Below are 19,860 nucleotides of genomic sequence, written 5' to 3'. Positions count from 1 at the left end.
CCCGCACCAACCCACGCTCGTGCCTATCCCAAGTGCCTCTCCGCGAAGTCCAGTTCCAGCTGCACCTGCTTGATCCGCTCGTCCACCACCAGTGAGCCGTGACCCGCGTCGTACCGGTACACCTCGTGCACCGCACCCCTCGACTCCAGCCGCTTCACGTAGTTGTCGACCTGGCGGATGGGGCACCGCGGGTCGTTGACGCCCGCCGAGATGTACACCGGGGCCTTCACCTGGTCCACGTACGTCAAGGGCGACGACGCCTCGAAGCGCTCCGGCACCTCCTCCGGCGTGCCGCCCAGCAGTGTCCGGTCCATCGCCTTGAGCGCTTCCATCTCGTCGTGGTACGCCGTGACGTAGTCGGCGACCGGCACCGCCGCGATCCCGAGGGCCCACGCGTCCGGCTGGGTGCCCAGGCCGAGGAGTGTGAGATAGCCGCCCCAGGAACCGCCCGTGAGGATCAGACGGCCGGGGTCGGCGAGGCCGGACGTGACCGCCCATTCCCGCACCGCCGCGATGTCCTCCAGCTCGATCAGGCCGACCCGGTGCTTCAGCGCGTCGGTCCACTCGCGCCCGTAGCCCGTGGAGCCGCGGTAGTTGACCCGGACGACCGCGTACCCGTGGTCCACCCACGCCGCCGGACCCGCGGCGAACGAGTCGCTGTCGTGCCAGGTCGGGCCGCCGTGGATGTCGAAGACCGTCGGCAGCGGTCCCGTGGTCCCCGCCGGCTTCTGGACCAGGGCGTGGATCCGGCCGCCCGGGCCCTCCACCCACACGTCCTGGACCGGCACCGAACCGGGGGACTTCAGACCCGGCGGGTCCAGGACCACCTCGCCCGTCGTCGAGCGCACCGCCGACGGCTCGGCGGCCGAGGACCACAGGTACTCCACGCTGCCGTCGGGGCGGGCCGTCGCCCCGGAGACCGATCCGGGCGGGGTCGGGACCTTCTCCAGCTTGCCGCTCTCCAGGTCGTACCGGAAGAGCTCGCTGCGGGCCTCGAAGCTGTGCGCGATGAGCAGGCCCGTGCCGTCCGGGTACCACTCGGCGCCCACGTCACCGGGCAGGTCCAGGGCGAGGTCGGTCTCCTCGCCCGTGGCCACATCCCACACCAGCGGCTCCCAACGGCCCCGCCGCTGATGCCCGATGAGCAGCCGGGTGTCGCCGTCGACCGGGGCGAAGCCCAGGACCTCCAGGCCCAGCTCCTCGGTGCCGCCCCGGGTGTCGTCGAGCTCGGCGACCGCCCTGCCGTCGGGACGCACCACGCGCAGCGCCGAGTGCATCGCGTCGCCGTGCTCGGTGTGCTCGATCGCGATCAGCGAGCCGTCGTGGGAGAGGTCGCCGACGCCGGCCGACTCACGGTGCCGGTAGATCTCCACCGGCTCCTCGCCGGTGCGCACCAGGTGGATGGAGGTGCCCTCGTCGTCGGTGGAGCGGCCCACGACCGCCGTACGGCCGTCCCGGCCCAGGGCCACGCCCGCCGGGTAGGAGGCGTCCAGGCCCGGCGCGGCGAGCTCGTCCGCGCCGCCCTCGAAGGGCTGGCGGCGCCAGACGCCGAACTCGTCGCCGTCCTTGTCGTCGAACCACCAGATCCACGCGCCGTCCGGGGAGAGCACGCCGTCCGTGGTGCCGTTGGGCCGGTCCGTGACCTGCCGCTGGACGCCGGTGGCCCGGTCCCAGGCGTACAGCTCGTACGTCCCCGTGGCGTTGGAGACGAACAGGGAGCGGTCGGGGGCGTCCTCCGCCCAGTCGGGCAGCGACACCCGGGGCGCCCGGAAGCGCTTCTCCCAGTCCGGCATCTCGTCGTTCCGCTCGGCCGCGGCGGACCCGTTGCTCTCAGTCATGACCCCATACTGCCTGCCCTCACAGACAATCCGCAGACGAGGTCCCCAGCCTGTGGAAAACTTCTACCAGCCGCTTACCCGAACCCGGTGCGACCAGGTCGGAAGGGCCGTCCCGGGCCCGTTGTCAGTGGCGGGGTGCAGACTCGTCCCCATGACCGATCTGCGCGAGACCGTGGAGCGTTTCTGGGCCCTCGCCGAGGCCCGCGACTGGACCGCGTTCGCGGACACCCTGGCCGAGGACGTCGTCTACACCCTGCCGCAGACCCGCGAGCGCGTCAGCGGACGAAAGCGGTACGTCGAGTTCAACCGCGAGTACCCGGGCGACTGGCATCTGCGGACGGAGCGGATCGTCGCCGAGCCGGGCCAGGTCGTCACCTGGGTGCACGTCACGGTGGGTCTGGAGGAGATGTACGGCATCTCGTTCTTCACCGGGGACGGCAGCGGCCGTATAGCCACCGTCACCGACTTCTGGCCGGAGCCGTACGAGCCCCCGGCGGGGCGCGACCACCTCAGCGAGCGCTACTGACCCCGCGCCCCGGCGCCCAGGAGCGGCCCCGTACCGTGGGAGTGTGTACCGGTTTCTGCTGACACCTCGCTGGTTTGGCATCAACGTCTTCGTGCTGCTCGCCATCCCGTTCTGCATCTTCCTGGGGTCGTGGCAGCTGAGCCGGTTCGAGGACCGGATGTCGGAGAGCCGGGACGCGAAGCAGTCGGTCGTCACCGACGAGCGGGAGGCCGCGCGGCCGCTGGCCGAGCTGCTGCCGGTGGACAAGGCGACCTCCGGCAAGCAGGTCACCGCGAGCGGCCGGTACGACAAGCAGCTGCTCGTCCCCGACCGGCAGGTGGACGACCACGAGGGGTACTACGTCCTGACGCTGCTGCGCACCGACGGCGGCAAGGCCCTGCCGGTGGTCCGGGGCTGGCTGCCGGGCACCCCCGACCCGGCGAAGGTCCCGGCCGCGCCGAAGGGCGAGGTCACCGTGACCGGCGCGCTCCAGGGGTCGGAGACCCCGGGGGACAACGGCGTCAGTGCGCGGGGCGGGCTTCCGGCCGGGCAGACCTCGGCGATCAGCGCGGCCTCCCTGATCAACCTGGTGCCGTACGGCGTGTACGACGCGTGGGTCACCCTCAACACCGGTGACTCCGGGATGAAGGCGGTGCCCGCGACGGCGCCCGCGGACAGCGGGCTGGACCTCAAGGCCTTCCAGAACCTCGGCTACACCGGCGAGTGGTTCGTCTTCGCCGGGTTCGTGGTCTTCATGTGGTTCCGTCTGGTGCGCCGCGAGGTGGAGTCCATCCGGGACGCGGAGCTGGGGATCGTCCCGGACGACTACGGGCAGCGGTCCGAGGAGCAGTCCCAGGAGACGGCGACCGCCTGAACCCGGGCGTCACCCGACGCTCTTCGCCCGTCGAGGCCCGTTCACGCCAGGCCCGTTCACGCCGGGGCCGCGCCGCCCCTCACGACGACGGGAGCACGCCCGTCCAGTACACGACTCCCGCGCACGCGTTGGACACGGTCGTGGACACCGACGGTCCGCCGCCCTCCGCCGTGTTCGTCACCAGGACGCTGCCGTCGAGGGTGCCGCCCTCCGTGAGGAGCTGGGTGGAGGTGCCGGTGTCGCCGCCGGTGGAGGAGCCCTCGCTGGTGGAGGTGTCCGGGGAGGTCGAGGGATCGGGGCTGGGGTCGGTCGAGGGTTCCGAGGTGGGACAGGTCTCGGACGGCACCCAGGCGAACTTCACGTCGTAGGAGGAGCCCGGCTGGAGCACCAGCTGGGAGACCTCCTGGGACGGGTCGGGCAGCCCGGCCGAGGCCGCGTCACCGGACACGTGCCGGAGCGCGCCGATCTTGCTGCTGTCGGCCGCGCCCTGCGCGCTCGTCGTCACGATGCCGGGCCCCGTGACCGTACAGGCGGCGGTGGAGCCGTTGGTGACGTGGAACGTGCCGTAGACCGTCCCGGAGGCGTCGGGCACGGCGGTGCTCGCCGTGGGGGTGCCGAGCTGGGCGGCCGTACAGACCGCTGCGCTCGTGGAGGTCGTGGCCGACGGGTCGGTGCCGCTGCTCGCGCCGGTGCTCGCGCCCGCGGTCTTGCCCTTGTCCTGGTCCTTCGAGCCGCCCTTGCCCTTGTCCTCGGTCTTGCCCGCGGAGCCGCCGGAGGTGGACTCGCCGCCGTTCTCCTGCTTGCCCTGGCCCGCGCCGCCCTGCATCTGGGAGGTGTGCCCCGCGTTGGAGGTGTTGGCACTGGTGCCGGTGGAGGAGACGTGCACGACGGCGGGGATCGCGGTCCCGAAGAAGAGGGCCGCGGCCGCCATGCCGACGACGGCCTGCCGCTTGCGTGCCCGTCGTGCGGGCACCGCCTTGCGCAGATGGTCCAGGGTGCCGTCGCGCGGCTCCATCTCCTGGACCGCCTGGTGCAGCAGTCGTCGCAGTGCCAGCTCGTCCGAGTCGAACTCCCCCGTGGAGCTCAGATCGTCGGGGCCCTGATTCACAGTTCCGTTCCCAGCGTGCGATTGCTTGTGCTCTTGCCGCGCCGCCCAGGTCGGCTCGTGCTTGCCTTCCCCGGTCGGCTCATGCCACGCGTAAGGCTCGTGGCGCCGTCCCTCGGAATCACCCTCGCCGCTCACACCGGCTCCTCCATCGCGACCCGCAGGGCGGCGATCCCGCGGGAGCCGTACGCCTTCACCGAGCCCAGCGAGATGCCGAGCGTATCGGCGACCTGGGCCTCGGTCATGTCCGCGAAGTAGCGCAGGACCAGGACCTCGCGCTGGCGGCGCTGCAGGCCCTTCATGGCCTTGATGAGCGAGTCGCGCTCCAGCTGGTCGTAGGCCCCCTCCTCGGCGCTCGCCATGTCGGGCATCGGCTTGGACAGCAGCTTGAGTCCGAGGATGCGCCGGCGCAGGGCCGAGCGGGAGAGGTTGACGACCGTCTGGCGCAGGTACGCGAGCGTCTTCTCCGGGTCGCGGACGCGTTTGCGCGCCGAGTGGACGCGGATGAACGCCTCCTGGACGACGTCCTCGCAGGAGGCGGTGTCGTCGAGCAGGAGGGCCGCGAGTCCCAGCAGGGAGCGGTAGTGCGCCCGGTAGGTCTCGGTGAGGTGGTCGACGGTGGTTCCGGCTGCCGCGGTGTCCTCGGCGAACTCGGCTCCGTCACGCTGACTGGGTATGCGGGCGGGCCGCGCTGCGGGCATGGGCGCGATCACCGGCATGCCACCGGGCGCCCCGGGCCTGCGGGGCCGGAGGACAGCCGCGCCGCTCGGCGCGGCAGGGAAGTCGAGTACCTGAGCCACGACAGTTGGACACGCTCACCCCGGTGAGGGTTGTACGCGGCCGTCCATCTTCTCTCAGGCAGCACAACTGACCGTGCGTCAAACGCGCTCATGCCTACCCGCTCTTCCCCTGTGTCCTGAATGGCCGAGGCGTCCCCACGCCTCGCAAGCATCCCCGCGCCCCTGAAAGGGCGTTCGCAAAGACGCTCCCCGCCCTTCGCACGGTTGCGGAGAGCGGGGAGGAAAATCTTCGGACGTCCAGGCGCCGGGATCAAGTGGTACGGACCATTAGTCGCACCACATGTCGCACACAGATCCTACAAAGGGTTCCGGCCATGGCCAGGACTTTTCCGGTACGCACAACTGCGTACGACAGATCCGGCGGCGGACGGACGTCACCCGAACTCGGCGGCGACGAGCTCCGCGATCTGCGCGGTGTTGAGCGCGGCACCCTTGCGCAGGTTGTCCCCGCACACGAAGAGTTCGAGCGCGGTGGGGTCGTCGAGGGCCCGCCGGACCCGCCCCACCCAGGTGGGATCGGTGCCGACGACGTCGGCGGGGGTGGGGAACTCCCCGGCCGCCGGATCGTCGAAGAGGACGACCCCGGGGGCGGTCGCGATGATCTCGCGCGCCTTGCGGACGGTGACCTCGCCCTCGAAGCGGGCGTGGACGGTGAGGGAGTGCACGGTGACCACCGGGACCCGCACACAGGTCACGGCGACCGGCAGCGTGGGCAGGCCCAGGATCTTGCGGGACTCGTCCCGCACCTTCATCTCCTCCGAGGACCACCCGTCCTCGCGCAGGGAACCGGCCCACGGTACGACGTTGAGGGCGACGGGCTCCGGGAACGGCCCGGTGTGGTCGCCGACGGCCCGCCGTACGTCACCTGGGTGCGTGCCGAGCTCGGTGCCCGCGACCATGGACAGCTGCCGCCTCAGGGTCTCGACGCCGGCCCGGCCCGCGCCGCTCACCGCCTGGTACGAGGACACCACCAGCTCCCGCAGCCCGAACTCGGCGTGCAGCGCGCCCAGGGCCACGATCATGGAGAGGGTCGTGCAGTTGGGGTTGGCGATGATCCCGCGCGGCCGCATCCGGGCCGCGTGCGGATTGACCTCGGGCACCACCAGGGGCACGTCCGGGTCCATCCGGAAGGCGCCGGAGTTGTCCACGACGACGGCACCGCGCGCGGCGGCGACCGGCGCCCACTGCGCGGCCACCTCGTCCGGTACGTCGAACATGGCGACGTCGACCCCGTCGAAGGCCTCCTCCGACAGGGCCACCACCTCGACCTGCTCCCCGCGCACGGCCAGCTTGCGGCCGGCCGAACGCGGGGAGGCGATCAGTCGGATCTCGCCCCAGATGTCCGCGTGCTGGGACAGGATCTGGAGCATGACCGTGCCGACGGCCCCGGTCGCGCCTACGACCGCGAGCGTCGGACGTACGGTCATCGGCCGGTGCCTCCGTAGACCACGGCCTCGTCGCTGTCGGAGTCGAGCCCGAACGCGCTGTGCACGGCGCGCACGGCCTCGGCCACGTCGTCGGCGCGGGTGACGACCGAGATACGGATCTCGGAGGTCGAGATCAGCTCGATGTTCACACCGGCGTCGGACAAGGCGGTGAAGAAGTCGGCCGTGACGCCCGGGTTGGTCTTCATGCCGGCGCCCACGAGCGAGATCTTGCCGATCTGGTCGTCGTAGCGCAGCGAGTCGAAGCCGATGCCGGACTTGTTCTTCTCCAGGGCGTCGATGGCCTTGCGGCCCTCGGCCTTGGGGAGCGTGAAGGAGATGTCCGTCAGCCCGGTGGAGGCGGCGGAGACGTTCTGCACGATCATGTCGATGTTGATCTCGGCGTCCGCGATGGTGCGGAAGATCACCGCGGCCTCACCCGGCTTGTCCGGCACGCCGACGACCGTGACCTTGGCCTCGGAGGTGTCGTGCGCGACACCGGAGATGATGGCCTGCTCCACCTGCTTGTCCCCTTGCTCGATCGGCTCACTGCTCACCCACGTGCCCTGCAGCCCGCTGAAGGACGACCGGACGTGGATCGGGATGTTGTAGCGACGGGCGTACTCCACACAGCGGTGGAGCAGCACCTTCGAGCCGGAGGCGGCGAGCTCCAGCATGTCCTCGAAGGAGATCCAGTCGATCTTCTTCGCCTTCTTCACCACCCGCGGGTCGGCGGTGAACACGCCGTCGACGTCGGTGTAGATCTCGCACACCTCGGCGTCGAGGGCGGCGGCGAGCGCGACGGCCGTGGTGTCGGAGCCACCGCGCCCGAGCGTGGTGATGTCCTTCTTGTCCTGGCTGACGCCCTGGAAGCCGGCGACGATGGCGATGTTGCCCTCGTCGAGGGCCGTACGGATACGGCCCGGCGTGACGTCGATGATCCGGGCTTTGTTGTGGACCGAGTCGGTGATGACGCCGGCCTGGCTGCCGGTGAAGGACTGGGCCTCGTGGCCCAGGTTTTTGATCGCCATGGCCAGCAGCGCCATGGAGATACGCTCCCCGGCGGTCAGCAGCATGTCGAACTCACGCCCGGCAGGCATGGGAGATACCTGCTCGGCGAGATCGATCAGCTCGTCCGTCGTGTCGCCCATCGCGGAAACGACGACGACCACCTGGTGGCCGTTCTTCTTCGCTTCGACGATTCGCTTGGCGACGCGCTTGATGCCTTCGGCATCGGCTACGGAGGAGCCTCCGTACTTCTGCACGACAAGGCCCACGTGCGCTCCTCGCTCAGTCCGTGTGTGTCGGCTCAGTTTAACGAGCGCCCGAAATCCACCTCCGCGGTATCGCATCGTGAGATTCGGACGCCCAGGTCAGCGCATGCCCATTCGCGGACCTCGGGAAAAGTGCACCGCGTCACATGGCCGTGTGGGAGCCCTGTGACAACAGTGAATCAAGTTTCCACGTGTGCGAGGTGCTGCGCGAGCGCGGTGACGTGCCGATCATCGTGATCAGCGCGCGCGGGTCCGTCTCGACGGCGAGAAGGTGCCGCTGGCGCCCAAGGAGTACGACCGCGTTCACCCGTCGTGTCCGTCCGCGCGGTGAGGTACACCATGACCGTGACGGCGGATGTGCTTCTGACGGTGATCGTGCTGCTGGGCTCCTGCGTGCAGTGGCTGACGGGGATGGGCTTCGCCCTGGTCGCCGTACCCGCGCTGATCCTGCTGCTCGGCCCGGCACAAGGTGTCGTCCTGGCCAACTGCGCGGCCGGGGCGATCTGTCTGGTGGGGCTGGCCGGCGGCCGGCGCCTGGTGCGGCCGCGCGCGATGGTGCCGCTGTGCGCGGCCGCGGCCTGCACGGTCCCGGCGGGCACCTGGGTGACCCACCGACTCCCCCAGCCCTGGCTCCTGTTGGTGATGGGTGCCCTGGTGACGACGGCGGTCCTGCTCGTCATGCGGGGCGCCCGAGTGGCTGCCCTGCGCGACACCCGGGGTGCCGTGTTCGCGGGCGCGGCGGGCGGATTCATGAACTCCGCGGCGGGGGTCGGCGGCCCGCCTTTCTCCCTCTACGCCGTCAACGCGGGCTGGACGGTACGGGAGTTCGTCCCGAACGCGATGTTCTACGGCGTGATCGTGAACGCGTTCTCGGTGGCGTCGAACGGGGTGCCGGGACTGCGGGGGTCCCAGTGGGTGCTGGTGATCGCGGCGATGGGAGCGGGCGGACTGATCGGCAGGGGGCTGGCATCCCGGATACCGGAGAAGCGGGCCCGTCTGCTCGTCCTGCTGCTGGCCCTGACGGGCGGGATCACGGCCGTCGGAAAGGGACTGTGGGCACTGTGAGCGGTCCCCGCACCCGGAGCGCCTCCCGACCCGCGGCTCACACCCGCCCCCCGTACAGCGCCACCAGCCCGTGGTCCAGTTCCGCTCCCACGGTCTCCTCGCCCGCGGCGACGACCGTGTACGTGCGGGCCAGGAAGCGGGTCAGGTCCGCGGTGACGAATCTGAGGACGGCGACGCCCTGCGCGGCGTGGAACTCCACATAGGTGTGGGCCGAACCGGCCGGGCGGACACGGACGTTGCCGATGCCGGCCGGCGCCCGCAGTCCCTCGCCCAGCAGGACCCGGTCGAACGTCCACGTCGTGACCTCGCCGTCGACCGTGACATGCGGCGGGAAGTCGATGTGCACGGCCGGCGGGTCGGCGGAGGTGAAGCGCAGGGTCGCCGGGATCGCGAGCTCCTGGCCCGTGGCCGTGATCAGGCGGGCGCCTGTCGGCTGCTGGAGGGTGACGTGCATGAGGGGCTCCAAGTCGGCGGGGACACGGGCCGGGTGTGGCCGTTGTGCAGTGAGACCACCCCAGGTGCCCGCGCATTACGCCGCTTTGGAAGCCACCTCGTATGACACCCGTCACATGGGCGCTACTTGGGCTGGTGCAGCCCCAGCGGACCGGCGATCTCCTCCACCATCACCCTGCCCGCCTCGATCTCCAGCGTCTCGTCACCCATCGCCTGGTCGGTGTCGAGCCCGTCCAGCTCCTCCAGGGGCTGGTTCAGGCGGACATGGGCCACGATCGACTGGAGCGCGCGCAGGGTCGCGGACGCCGTGGAGCCCCAGTTGGAGAAGTAGGAGAACTGCCACCACCACAGGGCCTCCGAGGTGCGGCCCGCGCGGTAGTGGGCCATGCCGTGGCGCAGGTCGGTGATGACGTCGGTCAGGTCGTCGGAGATACGGGCCGGGACCGGCGCCTTACGGGGCTCGTAGGGGTCGAAGACCTCGGAGTAGACGTCGATCGGTTCCAGCAGCCGGGCCAGGTTCTCGCGGAGTTCGTCCACGTCGGCGTCCGGGCCCGTGTCGGGCTCGTAGCGCTCGTCGGGGACGATGTCCTCGTGGGCGCCCAGGCGGCCGCCGGCCAGCAGGAGCTGGGAGACCTCCAGGAGCAGGAAGGGGACGGCGGAGTCGGGTTCGTCGCCCTTCGCCACCTCCATGACGGCCACCAGGAAGCTCTCGACCTGGTCGGCGATCTGGACCGCGAAGTCGTCGGGGTCCTGGGCGGTCTCGTGCAGTGCGGCGTCAGACATCTAGAAGTCGTCTCCCCTCGAAGGCGCGGCCGAGGGTCACCTCGTCCGCGTATTCCAGGTCGCCACCCACCGGGAGGCCGCTGGCCAGGCGGGTGACCTTGAGGCCCATGGGCTTGATCATGCGGGCGAGGTACGTCGCTGTGGCCTCGCCCTCCAGGTTCGGGTCGGTGGCCAGGATCAGCTCCGTGACCGTCCCGTCGGCCAACCGCGCGAGAAGTTCTCGTATCCGCAGGTCGTCCGGACCGACGCCCTCGATCGGGCTGATCGCGCCGCCGAGCACGTGGTACTTGCCACGGAACTCCCGGGTGCGCTCGATCGCGACCACGTCCTTCGGCTCCTCCACCACGCAGATGACGGAGAGGTCGCGGCGGGTGTCGCGGCAGATGTTGCACAGCTCTTCCTGCGCCACGTTGCCGCAGGTCGCGCAGAAGCGGACCTTCGCCTTGACCTCCATCAGGCACTGCGCGAGACGCCGTACGTCCGTCGGCTCCGCCTGGAGGATGTGGAAGGCGATCCGCTGGGCGCTCTTGGGACCGACGCCGGGCAGCCGCCCCAGTTCGTCGATCAGGTCCTGGACCACGCCTTCGTACAACGGACTGCCGTCCTTCCTGGGTTCCTTGCGGTACGTACGCTAGTTGGCCGACACCCGCCTTAGATAGACGGGGCCCCTCCTAGAAGGGCAGCCCGGGGATGCCGCCGCCGCCGAGGCCCTGGGCGAGCGGGCCGAGCTTCTGCTGCTGGAGCGTCTGCGCGTTCTCGTTCGCCGCCTGTACGGCCGCCACGATCAGGTCGGCGAGGGTCTCCGTGTCCTCCGGGTCCACCGCCTTCGGGTCGATCTTCAGCGCACGCAGTTCGCCGGCACCGGTGACGGTGGCCCTCACCAGACCGCCGCCCGCCTGGCCGTCGACCTCGGTCCTGGCGAGTTCCTCCTGCGCGTTCGCCAGGTCCTGCTGCATCTTCTGGGCCTGCTGGAGCAGCTGCTGCATGTTGGGCTGGCCACCACCGGGGATCACGATCAGCTCCTGTGTCGGTACGGCTGTGCGGGCGAGGTTTTTCCTCCCTGGCACGAGCCTACGTGGTCGGGACGGGCGTCGCCCCAGCACTCTTTCGAGTGAGTCGGCCTGGAGTCCTATACCTGATCAAGGCCCTCTTCCGAGCGGAAAAGCAACCAAAGCACCCCCTTCGCCACCCATTGGGCGGTAGGAAGGATCCCCGCACATCAGCATCAGGCGTCACGCAGGGTGACCGATCAGTAGGGAGCGCCGGGTGGGTCAGCCGGAGATGCAGCCCGAGGGCCCGCCTCAGGACGGACGGGCCGATCTGGCCGGGCGGACGTTTCCGCTCGGTGACTGGGGCGAGCCCGCCGTACGGCTGGACGAGCTGTACCGGTGGGTGGAGCACGGAGCGCTGGAGACGGCGTCCTGGTATCTCGCGGACCGGGTGGGCAAACGGCGCTGTGCGCGGGCCCTGCGGGGCGGGGCCGCGGTGGGGGCGGTGACCGGGGCCGTGCTGCCCTTGCTGGGGCTGACGGGAGTGGTGGGGGCCGGGGCCACACCCTGGGGCTATCTCGCCCTGCTCCTCGCGGTGGCCTGCGTGGCCGTGGACCGCTTCTTCGGTGTGACCTCCGGCTGGATAAGGGACGTGGCCACCGCGCAGGCCGTGCAGCGGCGCCTCCAGGCCCTCCAGTTCGACTGGGCCTCGGAGAGCGTCCGCGAGGTGCTCGGCCCCACGGAGGGCACGGCCGCCGAGGCCACCGAACGCTGCCTGGGCGTCCTGCGCCGCTTCTCGGAGGACGTCACGGAGCTGATCCGGGTGGAGACGGCCGACTGGATCGTGGAGTTCCGCAACGGGTCCGCGCCGATGGGCATCCAGGGCGCGGTGACGTCCGGGGGACGCCAGGACTCCGGGGGCGCTCAGGGACGCTTCCCGCTCCCCCCGGGCCCGCCGGCCCGCCCGAACATGCCCCGGCAGCGGCCGCCGGAGCCCCGGTGAGCCGGCTCGGGGCGACCCTCGGGGCGGTCGTCGGGACAACCCGTCAGTCGCACAGCGTCGCCGCCCGCAGGCACGGCAGATGCCCCTGCTCCCGGATCACGTCCTGGCTCGTGCCCTCGTCGAGGTAGGCGAGGAAGCCGGCGGCGAGGGAACCGGGGGCCGGGGAACGGTAGGTGTAGGCGTACTCGACACCGCGGTAGGGGTACCGGCCCAGGTGGTCGACCGAGGCCGCCGCACCGTCCAGCGGCACCCGGCGCACTCCCTTGTGACCGGTGGCCAGGGTGAGTTCGACTGTAGCCGAGGGCGCCGGGCTGGGCGGCGACCTTGTCCAGCACGTCCTCGGTGGAGGCGAGTTCGCAGCGGGTGACGGCGGAACGCGCGGCCGCGGCCACCGCCTTGTCCTTCACCGGGTCGCAGTCCAGGGACGTCGTGGGGGTCATCTCCCAGGCACCCGCGAGCACCCGTTCCTGGAAGATCTGCCGGGTGCCCGAGTACGCGTCCCGGCTCACCAGCACGACCGGCAGGCCGGGCAGGTGCGGGAGGCCGGCGGGGCGGGAGGCGTTCAGGTCGCTCCAGCGGCCGACCTCGCCCCGGTACAGGCGCTCCACCTCGGCCCGGGTCAGCCCGCGCGCGCCGAGATCGATGCCGTCGTTGACGACGAGGGTGAAGACCGACAGGGCGATCTTCTCGCCGTGCAGGCCCAGCCGGTCGCCCATCGGACCGTCCGAGAAGGCGATCACGGACCGCGCCTCCTTCGCCGAGCGGGCACCGCTGGCGCCGAGCCCGGCCACCCCGGCCTCGCTGCCGCGCGCCTCGACCGTGATGTCCGCGCCCTCGCAGTCCTTCTCGTACTCCTTCGCGAGCGTCTCGATCACCGGGGCGAAGGCGGTGGAGCCGGTCACCGTGAGGCTTCCCGTCTCGCAGCCGAGCGGGGGCGGGGTGTCGTCGCGGGCGACCACGATCGTGGCGAGGACCAGGACGGATGGGTGAGCAGCCCGGTGAAGATCCGTGCCGCCGGGCTGAGGACGGGCGGGATCTCGTCCGGGGTGGCGCGGTTGGGGTGCACCTCGCCCTCCCGGATGCCGCCAGTCATCCGGATCGGACGGCCCACGTCACCGCCGGACAGCAGCACGAGGAGTTTGTAGTGCTCGCCGCGGTTGAGGGGGACACGGGGAACACGCAGCCGGTTGCCCTCGTAGCCGAAGCCCCGTTCCGGGGTGAAGTGGTCCATGAGGTGGTCGGTGTCGATCGGCTGGGTGACCGAGACCCCGCGCACGGTCCGGTCGCTGAACACCGCGGTCAGGCCGTGCCGTTCGGGGCCCGTGTAGTCGTCGCGGTCGATGCCCTGCGAGCCGTCGTTCTCGATGCGCAGGAGGACCAGGGTGGCGTCCGACATGTCGGGAGCCTCGTCGAAGAGCCCGAGTCTGACGTTGGCCCGGCCCCGCCGGACGTCGTCGCCGATCGGGTTGTCCATCTGCACGCGGTAGCCGATCCTCCCCCACCGCGGTTGTCCATCTGCACGCGGTAGCCGATCCTCCCCCACCGCCTTAAGGGCGTGGGCGGTGCCCCCAGCGGCGCGGCACCCTGCGCTCGTACCAGACCATGACCCCGGACGCGACGACACCGAGGACGGCGGTCCCCACCGCCACGACGTTCTCCGCGCTCCACCACTGCACTGTGGGTGCCCCCGCAACTCCCGCAGTTCGCTCGTCCGACCACCGTACGGCTGTGCGAGCGGACCCGGCGGGACGGTGAGGCGAAGTTCGCGTGACGTTCAACCGACGTACGCGGACGGGGACTTCAGGGCGAGGCAGGAGGGGCCGTCGGCGCCGCGCCGGGACTCTCGTCGTCCAGGACGGCGTAGACCGAGCCGCCGGCACCCAACGCCACCACGAGCGCGACCGCGAGGAGCGCCAGCGTGACGGCACGGCTGCGGTCCCCCGGCAAGGGGCCCGGCTCCGACGGGTACGGCGTCAGATAGGTGCCGGGCGAGGGGCGCTCCCGGGCATGACCCCGTCCCTCGCCGTCCGCCGGGTCGGCGGAGCCGTGTTCCTCCATGGCAGGCCCTCCCCCGAGACCGCGCGCCCGCACACCTGCGCGACAGAAGACCAGTGTCTACGTCCGTCCGCCGTCCGTCGAGATCTGGTCGAGCACCTTGGACAGCCGCTCCAGCACCCCTACGGCTTCGGCGAGTTCGGCCTCCCCGAAGGCCTCCGCGAGCCGGTCGGCGAAGGCCGCGTGCCCCGGACCGATCCGCCGTACGGCGGCCCGTCCCTCCTCGGTCGGCGCGAGGAGCTTGGCGCGCCGGTGGGCGGGGTTGGGCCGGTAAGCGGCCAGTCCCCGCTCCACCAGGAGATCGGCGATCCGCTGCACGCTCTGCCGGGTGATGCCCATCTCCCGGGCGATCCCGGCGACCGGGAGCGGCTCCGGGAGCACCGCGCCGAGCACCTGCCACCAGGCGGCGGTGAGATGGGCGGGGCGCGCCAGCTCCTCGGCGACGGCGAGGAACCGGCCGTTGAGCCGGAACACCCCGAGCGCGCTGCGGCTGAGCAGCTCCTGCCGCTCCCGGCTCACCGCGCGGTCGCCTTCTCCAGCACGGCGTAGGCCTGCGGGTCGGAGTCGTGGAAGAGCCGGTACCAGGCGTCCAGCACCTCGCCCTCGTAGATCCCGAGCAGCCGGAAGATCTCCCGGGCGAACGCGACGGGTTCGGTGGGTCCGGCGGTGATCAGCCCGCCGTCGGTCACGGCGTCCGCGTCGACGTACCGCCCGCCGCCGCCGTACCCGGTGGCCGCCAGATAGAAGGACACGGCGCCGGTGTGCTCCCGGTCGTCGAGCAGCCCCTCACGCGCGAGCCCGGCGGTGGCCCCGCAGATCGCGGCGACGGGAACCCCGGCGTCGAGGAACTCCCGCGCCTTGCGGGCGAAGGGGGCGAGGTCGTCGCCGGCGTCCCAGAGGTCGGCGCCCGGCAGGATCAGCAGGGAACTCTCGGAGGGCCGTACGTCGTCCAGGGCGCATGCCGGCTGCACCCGCAGGCCCCCGATGGAGGTCACCGGCTCGCGCGACGGGCCGACCGTGCGGATCTCGTACCCGGCGCGGGCGAGGTAGGCCGTGGCGTGTCCCGTCTCCCAGTCGGCATAGGTGTCGTACACGGCGTGGTGCACGGGGTTGGCATTCATGACAACATGCTGTCATTTCGACAGTAGGCTGTCAATCGTTCGGCCCTGGACACCCTGTCGCGTAATGCCCCCGTCCACAGACAGGACGCCGATACCGCTTCCGCATCGCGGACATTTACGCTCACTCGTATGACCCCTCAGCCACACCCAGAGGTCGGCGCCGCCGTGAAGGCCGCGGACCGTGCTCATGTGTTCCACTCCTGGTCCGCGCAGGAGCTCATCGACCCGCTGGCCGTCGCCGGTGCGGAGGGCTCGTACTTCTGGGACTACGACGGGAACCGCTATCTCGACTTCACCAGCGGGCTCGTCTACACCAACATCGGCTACCAGCACCCGAAGGTCGTCGCCGCGATCCAGGAGCAGGCGGCGAAGATGACGACCTTCGCGCCCGCCTTCGCGATCGAGGCCCGCTCCGAGGCGGCCCGGCTGATCGCCGAGCGGACGCCCGGGGACCTGGACAAGATCTTCTTCACCAATGCCGGCGCGGACGCCGTCGAGCACGCCGTGCGCATGGCCCGGCTGCACACCGGGCGGCCCAAGGTGCTCTCCGCCTACCGCTCGTACCACGGCGGCACGCAGCAGGCCGTCAACCTCACCGGTGACCCGCGGCGCTGGGCCTCCGACAGCGCCTCCGCCGGGGTCGTGCACTTCTGGGCGCCCTTCCTGTACCGGTCCCGCTTCTACGCCGAGACCGAGGAGCAGGAGACCGCGCGGGCGCTGGAGCACCTGGAGACGACCATCGCCTTCGAGGGCCCGGCCACCGTCGCCGCGATCGTCCTGGAGACCATCCCCGGCACCGCCGGAATCATGGTCCCGCCGCCCGGCTACCTCGCCGGGGTCCGCGAGATCTGCGACAAGTACGGCATCGTCTTCGTCCTGGACGAGGTCATGGCCGGGTTCGGACGCACCGGCGAGTGGTTCGCCGCCGACCTCTTCGACGTCACGCCCGACCTCATGACCTTCGCCAAGGGCGTCAACAGCGGATACGTGCCGCTCGGCGGTGTCGCCATCTCGCAGAAGATCGCCGACACCTTCGGCAAGCGGCCGTACCCCGGCGGGCTGACCTACTCCGGGCACCCGCTCGCCTGCGCCGCCGCCGTCGCGACCATCAACGTGATGGCGGAGGAAGGGGTCGTCGACAACGCCAAGCACCTCGGTACGGCCGTCCTGGAGCCGGCGCTGCGGGAGCTCGCCGAGCGGCATCCGAGCGTCGGCGAGGTGCGCGGTGTGGGCATGTTCTGGGCCCTTGAACTCGTGAAGGACAAGGAGACCCGCGAGCCTCTCGTGCCCTACAACGCGGCGGGTGAGGCGAACGCCCCGATGGCCGCGTTCGCGGCCGCCGCGAAGAAGCAGGGCATCTGGCCGTTCGTCAACATGAACCGGACCCATGTCGTGCCGCCGTGCAACGTCAGCGAGGCGGAGCTGAAGGAGGGGCTCGCCGCCCTGGACACCGCGCTCTGCGTGGCGGACGAACACACGGAGTAAATCCTCCCGGCCTCCGAACGCGTAAGGTGGCGTGCTCGTAGACATATGTACGAGCACGCCATTTGCACCTGCGCGAGAGAGGCGCCCCGACCATGCCCGGCAGCAGCGGCAACGGTGCCGTCACCCGCAGCACGCTGCGGCAGCAGATCGCGGACGCGCTGCGCGACGAGGTACTGGCCGGGCGGCTCCAGCCGGGGCAGGAGTTCACCGTCAAGGAGATCGCCGAGCAGTACGGCGTCTCCGCGACCCCGGTCCGCGAGGCCCTCGTGGACCTGTCCGCGCAGGGGCTCCTGGAGGCCGACCAGCACCGCGGCTTCCATGTGCACGAGTACTCCCTCGACGACTTCCGCGGCATGATCGAGGCCCGCAGCCTGGTCACGGACGGCATGTTCCAGGCGCTCGACGCCGGCCACCGCATCCTCCAGGAGCTCGACGAACCCCGTACCGCGGCGGCCGTGGCGGGCGTACGGCGGCGCGGCGAGGAGGCCCAGCGGGCCGCCGCCGCAGGCGACCTGACCGTGCTGATCGGCTACGACCTGCGCTTCTGGCGCGAACTGAGCGTCCTGTTCGGCAATCCCTACCTCGCCGACTTCCTGCACCGGCTACGCGTGCAGACCTGGGTGTGCACGGTCCAGCACCTGCGCCGGCTCACCGATCTGCGCGGCAGCCTGTGGTCCGCGCACCCCGAGGTCGCCGACGCCCTGTACCGGCAGGACACCGCGGCCGCCCGCGAACTCCTCACCGCCTACAACGGCCACTATCTGACCCTCATCGAGGGCCTCACCGCCGACTGACGGCCCCCGGCAGGGGTAAGGGACCACCACGACCCGCACAAGGGGCCCCGACCCGGGGCCGCAGCGACTACCCTTCCCTGACCACCGTGTGACGATATCCGCGCACCGCGAGTATCCGAGGAGCTGTCTTTTGGCCTGTGACCTGTGGCTGGTGCCGCTTGTCGACGTGTTGTGCCACACCCCGGACAACCCGTTCGCCGAGGAACTCGCGCAATACAACAAGGTGCTCACCGAGGCCGGGTTGCCGCCGGTGCCGGTGTACCAGTACATGCCGGGACTGTCCGGCGAGGTCGCCCCGGTGGCCGGTTTCGACTACGACGCGCTGCACTTCCTGCGCCGCGCCTATCTGCTCCAGGTGTGCGGGCTCCCGGTCACCCCCGTGGACGAACTGGGCGGGGACTACGAGCAGTTGCTGGAGATGTTCGAGGCGACGGCCCAGCAGTCCCATCTGGTCTGGCACTACGACCACGCGGGCGCGTACGTCCCCGTCGACTTCCCGCATCCCCTGGCCAACGACGAACTCCTCGCGGGCGGTGGCCCGTTGGGATCCTCTCAGGCCCTGCTGCGGGAGCTGGAGTTCGTGGCCCCGGTGATCGGCATCGACCCGGCCAACCCGCCGGCGCCCCCCGAGCCGCCACGCGCCCCCACGGAGCTGGAGGAGCCGGCCGTTCCCGCGCCGTACGACCCCAGTCCCTTCGCCCGCGAACGCCATGTCTGGCTGGGGCTGCACGCGGCGGCGACCCGGAGTCTCGCCCAGGGCTCGATGATCATCTTCAGCTGACGCGATCGACGGTCAACGCCCGAGCTGGGCGAGGCCCTTCTGGACGTCGTCGTAGTTCATCACCGGGGTGTACGTGATCTTCGCGCCCAGGTTCATGAAGAACGGCTCACTGATCACCGGCATCAGTGAGCTGTCCTGCATGTCGAAGACCAGGTAGGCGGTGCGCTGGCCGTCCTCGGCGGTGAAGTAGGCCGCTTCGGGCTTGATCTGCTCCATCGACTGCTCGATCAGCTTCGGCAGGGTGCCGTGGCTGATGGCATCGTTCGCCTTCTCCGTGTCCATGCACACCTTGAGCAGTACGCGCATCGCACTCACCTTCTCCAGATCGACAGGCAGAGATGCACGGTCTCAGAATATGCCTGAATGCCACATTTCTCCCCGGCTACTCCCGCGGGAGCAGCCGCACCGCCTCCCCCGGTGCGACGCCGGCCGCCGCCGTCGCGCGCAGGCTGGGGTCGTCCACGAGTCGCCCATGAGGCATCCGTGAGGCATCCATGAGGGGAGACGGCGATGATCCTGGTGACCGGAGCGACAGGCCATGTGGGAAGCGAGCTGGTACGGCGGCTCGCGGCGGCCGGGGAGCCGGTGCGCGCGATGACCCGGCGGCCGGCCGAGGCCCGGCTTCCCGCGGGCGCCGAGGCGGTGTAGACGCGGCGGACCCGGCGAGCCTGGAGGCGGCCTTCGCGGGCGTGGACGGCGTCTTCCTGATGTCGGCGCAGGCGGTGGGCACGGCTCCCGAACCCACCCACGACCTCGCGCTCGCCGCGGCGGCGCATCGGGCGGGGGTGAGCCGAGTCGTGAAGCTGTCCTGGACGGCGGGACGGGCGACGACCCGATCGCCCGCTGGCAGCGGACGGCGGAGGCGGCGGTGACCGACCCGGCCCGCGGCTTCGCCTGGACCCTGCTGCGCCCCGGCCGCTTCATGTCCAACGCCCTGCAGTGGGCGGGGCAGTTGCGGGCCGGCGACGAGGTGGCGATCCCCTTCGCGGACCGCCCGGCGGCGAGCATCGACCCGGCGGACCTGGCGGAGATCGCGGCTCCGGCACTGACCTCGACGGCCGAACACGCGGGGGCCACCTACGAGTTGAGCGGCCCGCAGTCCCTCACCGTTCCTAGAGACTGGGCAGGAGTGAGTCCTGTTGCCAGGATTCATGCTCAGCCGAACGCCCCGAACGGTGTTGGGCGTTCTGGTCGCCCGCGTTCGCTCCGCGGTCCGGCGGCACGCATCCGGTGCGTGGTCCGGGAACGGGAGGGCGGGTTTCCTCACGCCCAGCGGCACGCCGGTCGGCCTGGACGGTCCGATGCCCCACACGATCACTCCGGTCGTGTGGGGGCGGTGTCGTCCGTCGCCGGATCGGGTGTCCCTGGGCGCGTCGTCCGATCGCCACGGCGGCAGCGTCGTGGCGGGTCGTCTTGCGCGTGGTGCCGGTGAGGGGCTTCTGCCAGTGCTGGGCGCCCCAGCGGCTGGTGTAGGCCGGGTCCACGGCGATGATCGCGATGTCGGTCTGGTC

The 19,860-nt window shown here is 71.0% G+C and carries 21 protein-coding genes and 2 pseudogenes; 8 read left to right on the top strand and 15 right to left on the bottom strand.

Annotation, left to right across the window (positions count from 1 at the left end; genetic code table 11):
• Window positions 1–23: 23 nt before the first annotated feature.
• On the bottom strand, window positions 24–1,838 hold the full coding sequence (locus H293_RS0143450; protein ID WP_020124042.1) for a S9 family peptidase: 1,815 nt from the start codon (window positions 1,836–1,838) through the stop codon (window positions 24–26).
• A gap of 151 nt (window positions 1,839–1,989) precedes the next feature.
• On the opposite strand from H293_RS0143450, the gene H293_RS0143445 reads away from it, so the two are divergent.
• Together H293_RS0143445 and H293_RS0143440 are read left to right on the top strand one after the other, a co-directional pair.
• The gene (locus H293_RS0143445; protein WP_020124041.1) at window positions 1,990–2,364 is read left to right on the top strand and encodes a nuclear transport factor 2 family protein; all 375 of its coding nucleotides are present in this window, start codon (window positions 1,990–1,992) and stop codon (window positions 2,362–2,364) included.
• 43 nt (window positions 2,365–2,407) lie between these two features.
• The gene (locus H293_RS0143440) at window positions 2,408–3,217 is read left to right on the top strand and encodes an SURF1 family protein (protein ID WP_020124040.1); all 810 of its coding nucleotides are present in this window, start codon (window positions 2,408–2,410) and stop codon (window positions 3,215–3,217) included.
• Between the two features lie 79 nt (window positions 3,218–3,296).
• Here H293_RS0143440 and H293_RS0143435 read toward each other — a convergent pair whose 3' ends face one another.
• From H293_RS0143435 to H293_RS0143420, 4 genes are all read right to left on the bottom strand, one after another.
• Window positions 3,297–4,325 (bottom strand): serine-rich family protein, encoded by a 1,029-nt coding sequence (locus H293_RS0143435; RefSeq protein WP_020124039.1) that lies wholly within the window; start codon window positions 4,323–4,325, stop codon window positions 3,297–3,299.
• A 131-nt stretch (window positions 4,326–4,456) separates the two neighbouring features.
• Complete coding sequence (locus tag H293_RS0143430; RefSeq protein WP_078612869.1) at window positions 4,457–5,122, bottom strand: SigE family RNA polymerase sigma factor; 666 nt, start codon at window positions 5,120–5,122, stop codon at window positions 4,457–4,459.
• Window positions 5,123–5,496: 374 nt separating this feature from the next.
• Window positions 5,497–6,549: an aspartate-semialdehyde dehydrogenase gene (locus H293_RS0143425; RefSeq protein ID WP_020124037.1), complete on the bottom strand. Its 1,053-nt coding sequence runs from the start codon at window positions 6,547–6,549 to the stop codon at window positions 5,497–5,499.
• Window positions 6,546–7,823 (bottom strand): aspartate kinase, encoded by a 1,278-nt coding sequence (locus tag H293_RS0143420; protein WP_020124036.1) that lies wholly within the window; start codon window positions 7,821–7,823, stop codon window positions 6,546–6,548. The genes H293_RS0143425 and H293_RS0143420 overlap by 4 nt, the downstream gene beginning before the upstream one ends.
• Before the next feature lie 336 nt (window positions 7,824–8,159).
• Here H293_RS0143420 and H293_RS0143410 point away from each other — a divergent pair, with 336 nt between their 5' ends.
• Window positions 8,160–8,885, top strand: a complete 726-nt coding sequence (locus H293_RS0143410; protein ID WP_033416452.1) for a sulfite exporter TauE/SafE family protein — start codon at window positions 8,160–8,162, stop codon at window positions 8,883–8,885.
• 37 nt (window positions 8,886–8,922) lie between these two features.
• Here the strand turns inward: H293_RS0143410 and H293_RS0143405 are convergent, their stop codons facing one another.
• From H293_RS0143405 to H293_RS0143390, 4 genes are all read right to left on the bottom strand, one after another.
• Window positions 8,923–9,339: an SsgA family sporulation/cell division regulator gene (locus H293_RS0143405; protein WP_020124033.1), complete on the bottom strand. Its 417-nt coding sequence runs from the start codon at window positions 9,337–9,339 to the stop codon at window positions 8,923–8,925.
• 122 nt (window positions 9,340–9,461) lie between these two features.
• The gene (locus H293_RS0143400) at window positions 9,462–10,121 is read right to left on the bottom strand and encodes a DUF5063 domain-containing protein (protein ID WP_020124032.1); all 660 of its coding nucleotides are present in this window, start codon (window positions 10,119–10,121) and stop codon (window positions 9,462–9,464) included.
• Window positions 10,114–10,713 (bottom strand): recombination mediator RecR, encoded by a 600-nt coding sequence (recR, locus tag H293_RS0143395; RefSeq protein ID WP_020124031.1) that lies wholly within the window; start codon window positions 10,711–10,713, stop codon window positions 10,114–10,116. Before recR ends, H293_RS0143400 begins: the two co-directional genes overlap by 8 nt.
• A 79-nt stretch (window positions 10,714–10,792) precedes the next feature.
• The gene (locus tag H293_RS0143390; RefSeq protein ID WP_020124030.1) at window positions 10,793–11,134 is read right to left on the bottom strand and encodes a YbaB/EbfC family nucleoid-associated protein; all 342 of its coding nucleotides are present in this window, start codon (window positions 11,132–11,134) and stop codon (window positions 10,793–10,795) included.
• Between the two features lie 253 nt (window positions 11,135–11,387).
• Here H293_RS0143390 and H293_RS0143385 point away from each other — a divergent pair, with 253 nt between their 5' ends.
• Complete coding sequence (locus H293_RS0143385) at window positions 11,388–12,113, top strand: SLATT domain-containing protein (protein ID WP_020124029.1); 726 nt, start codon at window positions 11,388–11,390, stop codon at window positions 12,111–12,113.
• A 43-nt stretch (window positions 12,114–12,156) separates the two neighbouring features.
• On the opposite strand, the pseudogene H293_RS53305 reads toward H293_RS0143385, so the two are convergent.
• The 4 genes and pseudogenes from H293_RS53305 to H293_RS0143360 all read right to left on the bottom strand — a co-directional run bounded on the left by H293_RS53305 (window position 12,157) and on the right by H293_RS0143360 (window position 15,289).
• Window positions 12,157–13,789: pseudogene (locus H293_RS53305) on the bottom strand (substrate-binding domain-containing protein).
• A gap of 124 nt (window positions 13,790–13,913) precedes the next feature.
• Window positions 13,914–14,171, bottom strand: a complete 258-nt coding sequence (locus tag H293_RS0143370; protein WP_020124028.1) for a hypothetical protein — start codon at window positions 14,169–14,171, stop codon at window positions 13,914–13,916.
• Window positions 14,172–14,228: 57 nt separating this feature from the next.
• The gene (locus tag H293_RS0143365; RefSeq protein ID WP_020124027.1) at window positions 14,229–14,687 is read right to left on the bottom strand and encodes a MarR family winged helix-turn-helix transcriptional regulator; all 459 of its coding nucleotides are present in this window, start codon (window positions 14,685–14,687) and stop codon (window positions 14,229–14,231) included.
• Entirely contained in the window at window positions 14,684–15,289 is a 606-nt protein-coding gene (locus tag H293_RS0143360) for a type 1 glutamine amidotransferase family protein (protein ID WP_020124026.1), read from the bottom strand. Before H293_RS0143360 ends, H293_RS0143365 begins: the two co-directional genes overlap by 4 nt.
• Window positions 15,290–15,418: 129 nt before the next feature.
• Here H293_RS0143360 and H293_RS0143355 point away from each other — a divergent pair, with 129 nt between their 5' ends.
• From H293_RS0143355 to H293_RS0143345, 3 genes are all read left to right on the top strand, one after another.
• A complete protein-coding gene (locus H293_RS0143355; protein WP_028808718.1) occupies window positions 15,419–16,774 on the top strand; it encodes an aspartate aminotransferase family protein in 1,356 nt (451 codons plus the stop codon).
• 92 nt (window positions 16,775–16,866) lie between these two features.
• A complete protein-coding gene (locus H293_RS0143350; protein ID WP_020124024.1) occupies window positions 16,867–17,568 on the top strand; it encodes a GntR family transcriptional regulator in 702 nt (233 codons plus the stop codon).
• A gap of 130 nt (window positions 17,569–17,698) precedes the next feature.
• Window positions 17,699–18,349: a hypothetical protein gene (locus tag H293_RS0143345; RefSeq protein WP_020124023.1), complete on the top strand. Its 651-nt coding sequence runs from the start codon at window positions 17,699–17,701 to the stop codon at window positions 18,347–18,349.
• 12 nt (window positions 18,350–18,361) lie between these two features.
• Here H293_RS0143345 and H293_RS0143340 read toward each other — a convergent pair whose 3' ends face one another.
• Complete coding sequence (locus H293_RS0143340) at window positions 18,362–18,655, bottom strand: hypothetical protein (protein ID WP_020124022.1); 294 nt, start codon at window positions 18,653–18,655, stop codon at window positions 18,362–18,364.
• A 204-nt stretch (window positions 18,656–18,859) separates the two neighbouring features.
• Between H293_RS0143340 and H293_RS60885 the strand changes: the two genes are divergently transcribed.
• Window positions 18,860–18,997 carry an NAD-dependent epimerase/dehydratase family protein gene (locus tag H293_RS60885; protein ID WP_020124021.1) on the top strand — a complete coding sequence of 46 codons (138 nt, stop codon included), beginning with the start codon at window positions 18,860–18,862 and terminating at the stop codon, window positions 18,995–18,997.
• A 464-nt stretch (window positions 18,998–19,461) separates the two neighbouring features.
• On the opposite strand, the pseudogene H293_RS59655 reads toward H293_RS60885, so the two are convergent.
• A pseudogene (locus H293_RS59655) lies at window positions 19,462–19,860 on the bottom strand (IS200/IS605 family accessory protein TnpB-related protein); the annotation flags it as partial.

The organism is Streptomyces canus 299MFChir4.1 (genome assembly GCF_000383615.1).
In the GTDB taxonomy this organism is placed as follows: Bacteria; Actinomycetota; Actinomycetes; order Streptomycetales; family Streptomycetaceae; genus Streptomyces; species Streptomyces canus_C.
Note: the sequence above shows the minus strand (reverse complement) of the source record. Positions and strands in the feature narration are given on the sequence as shown.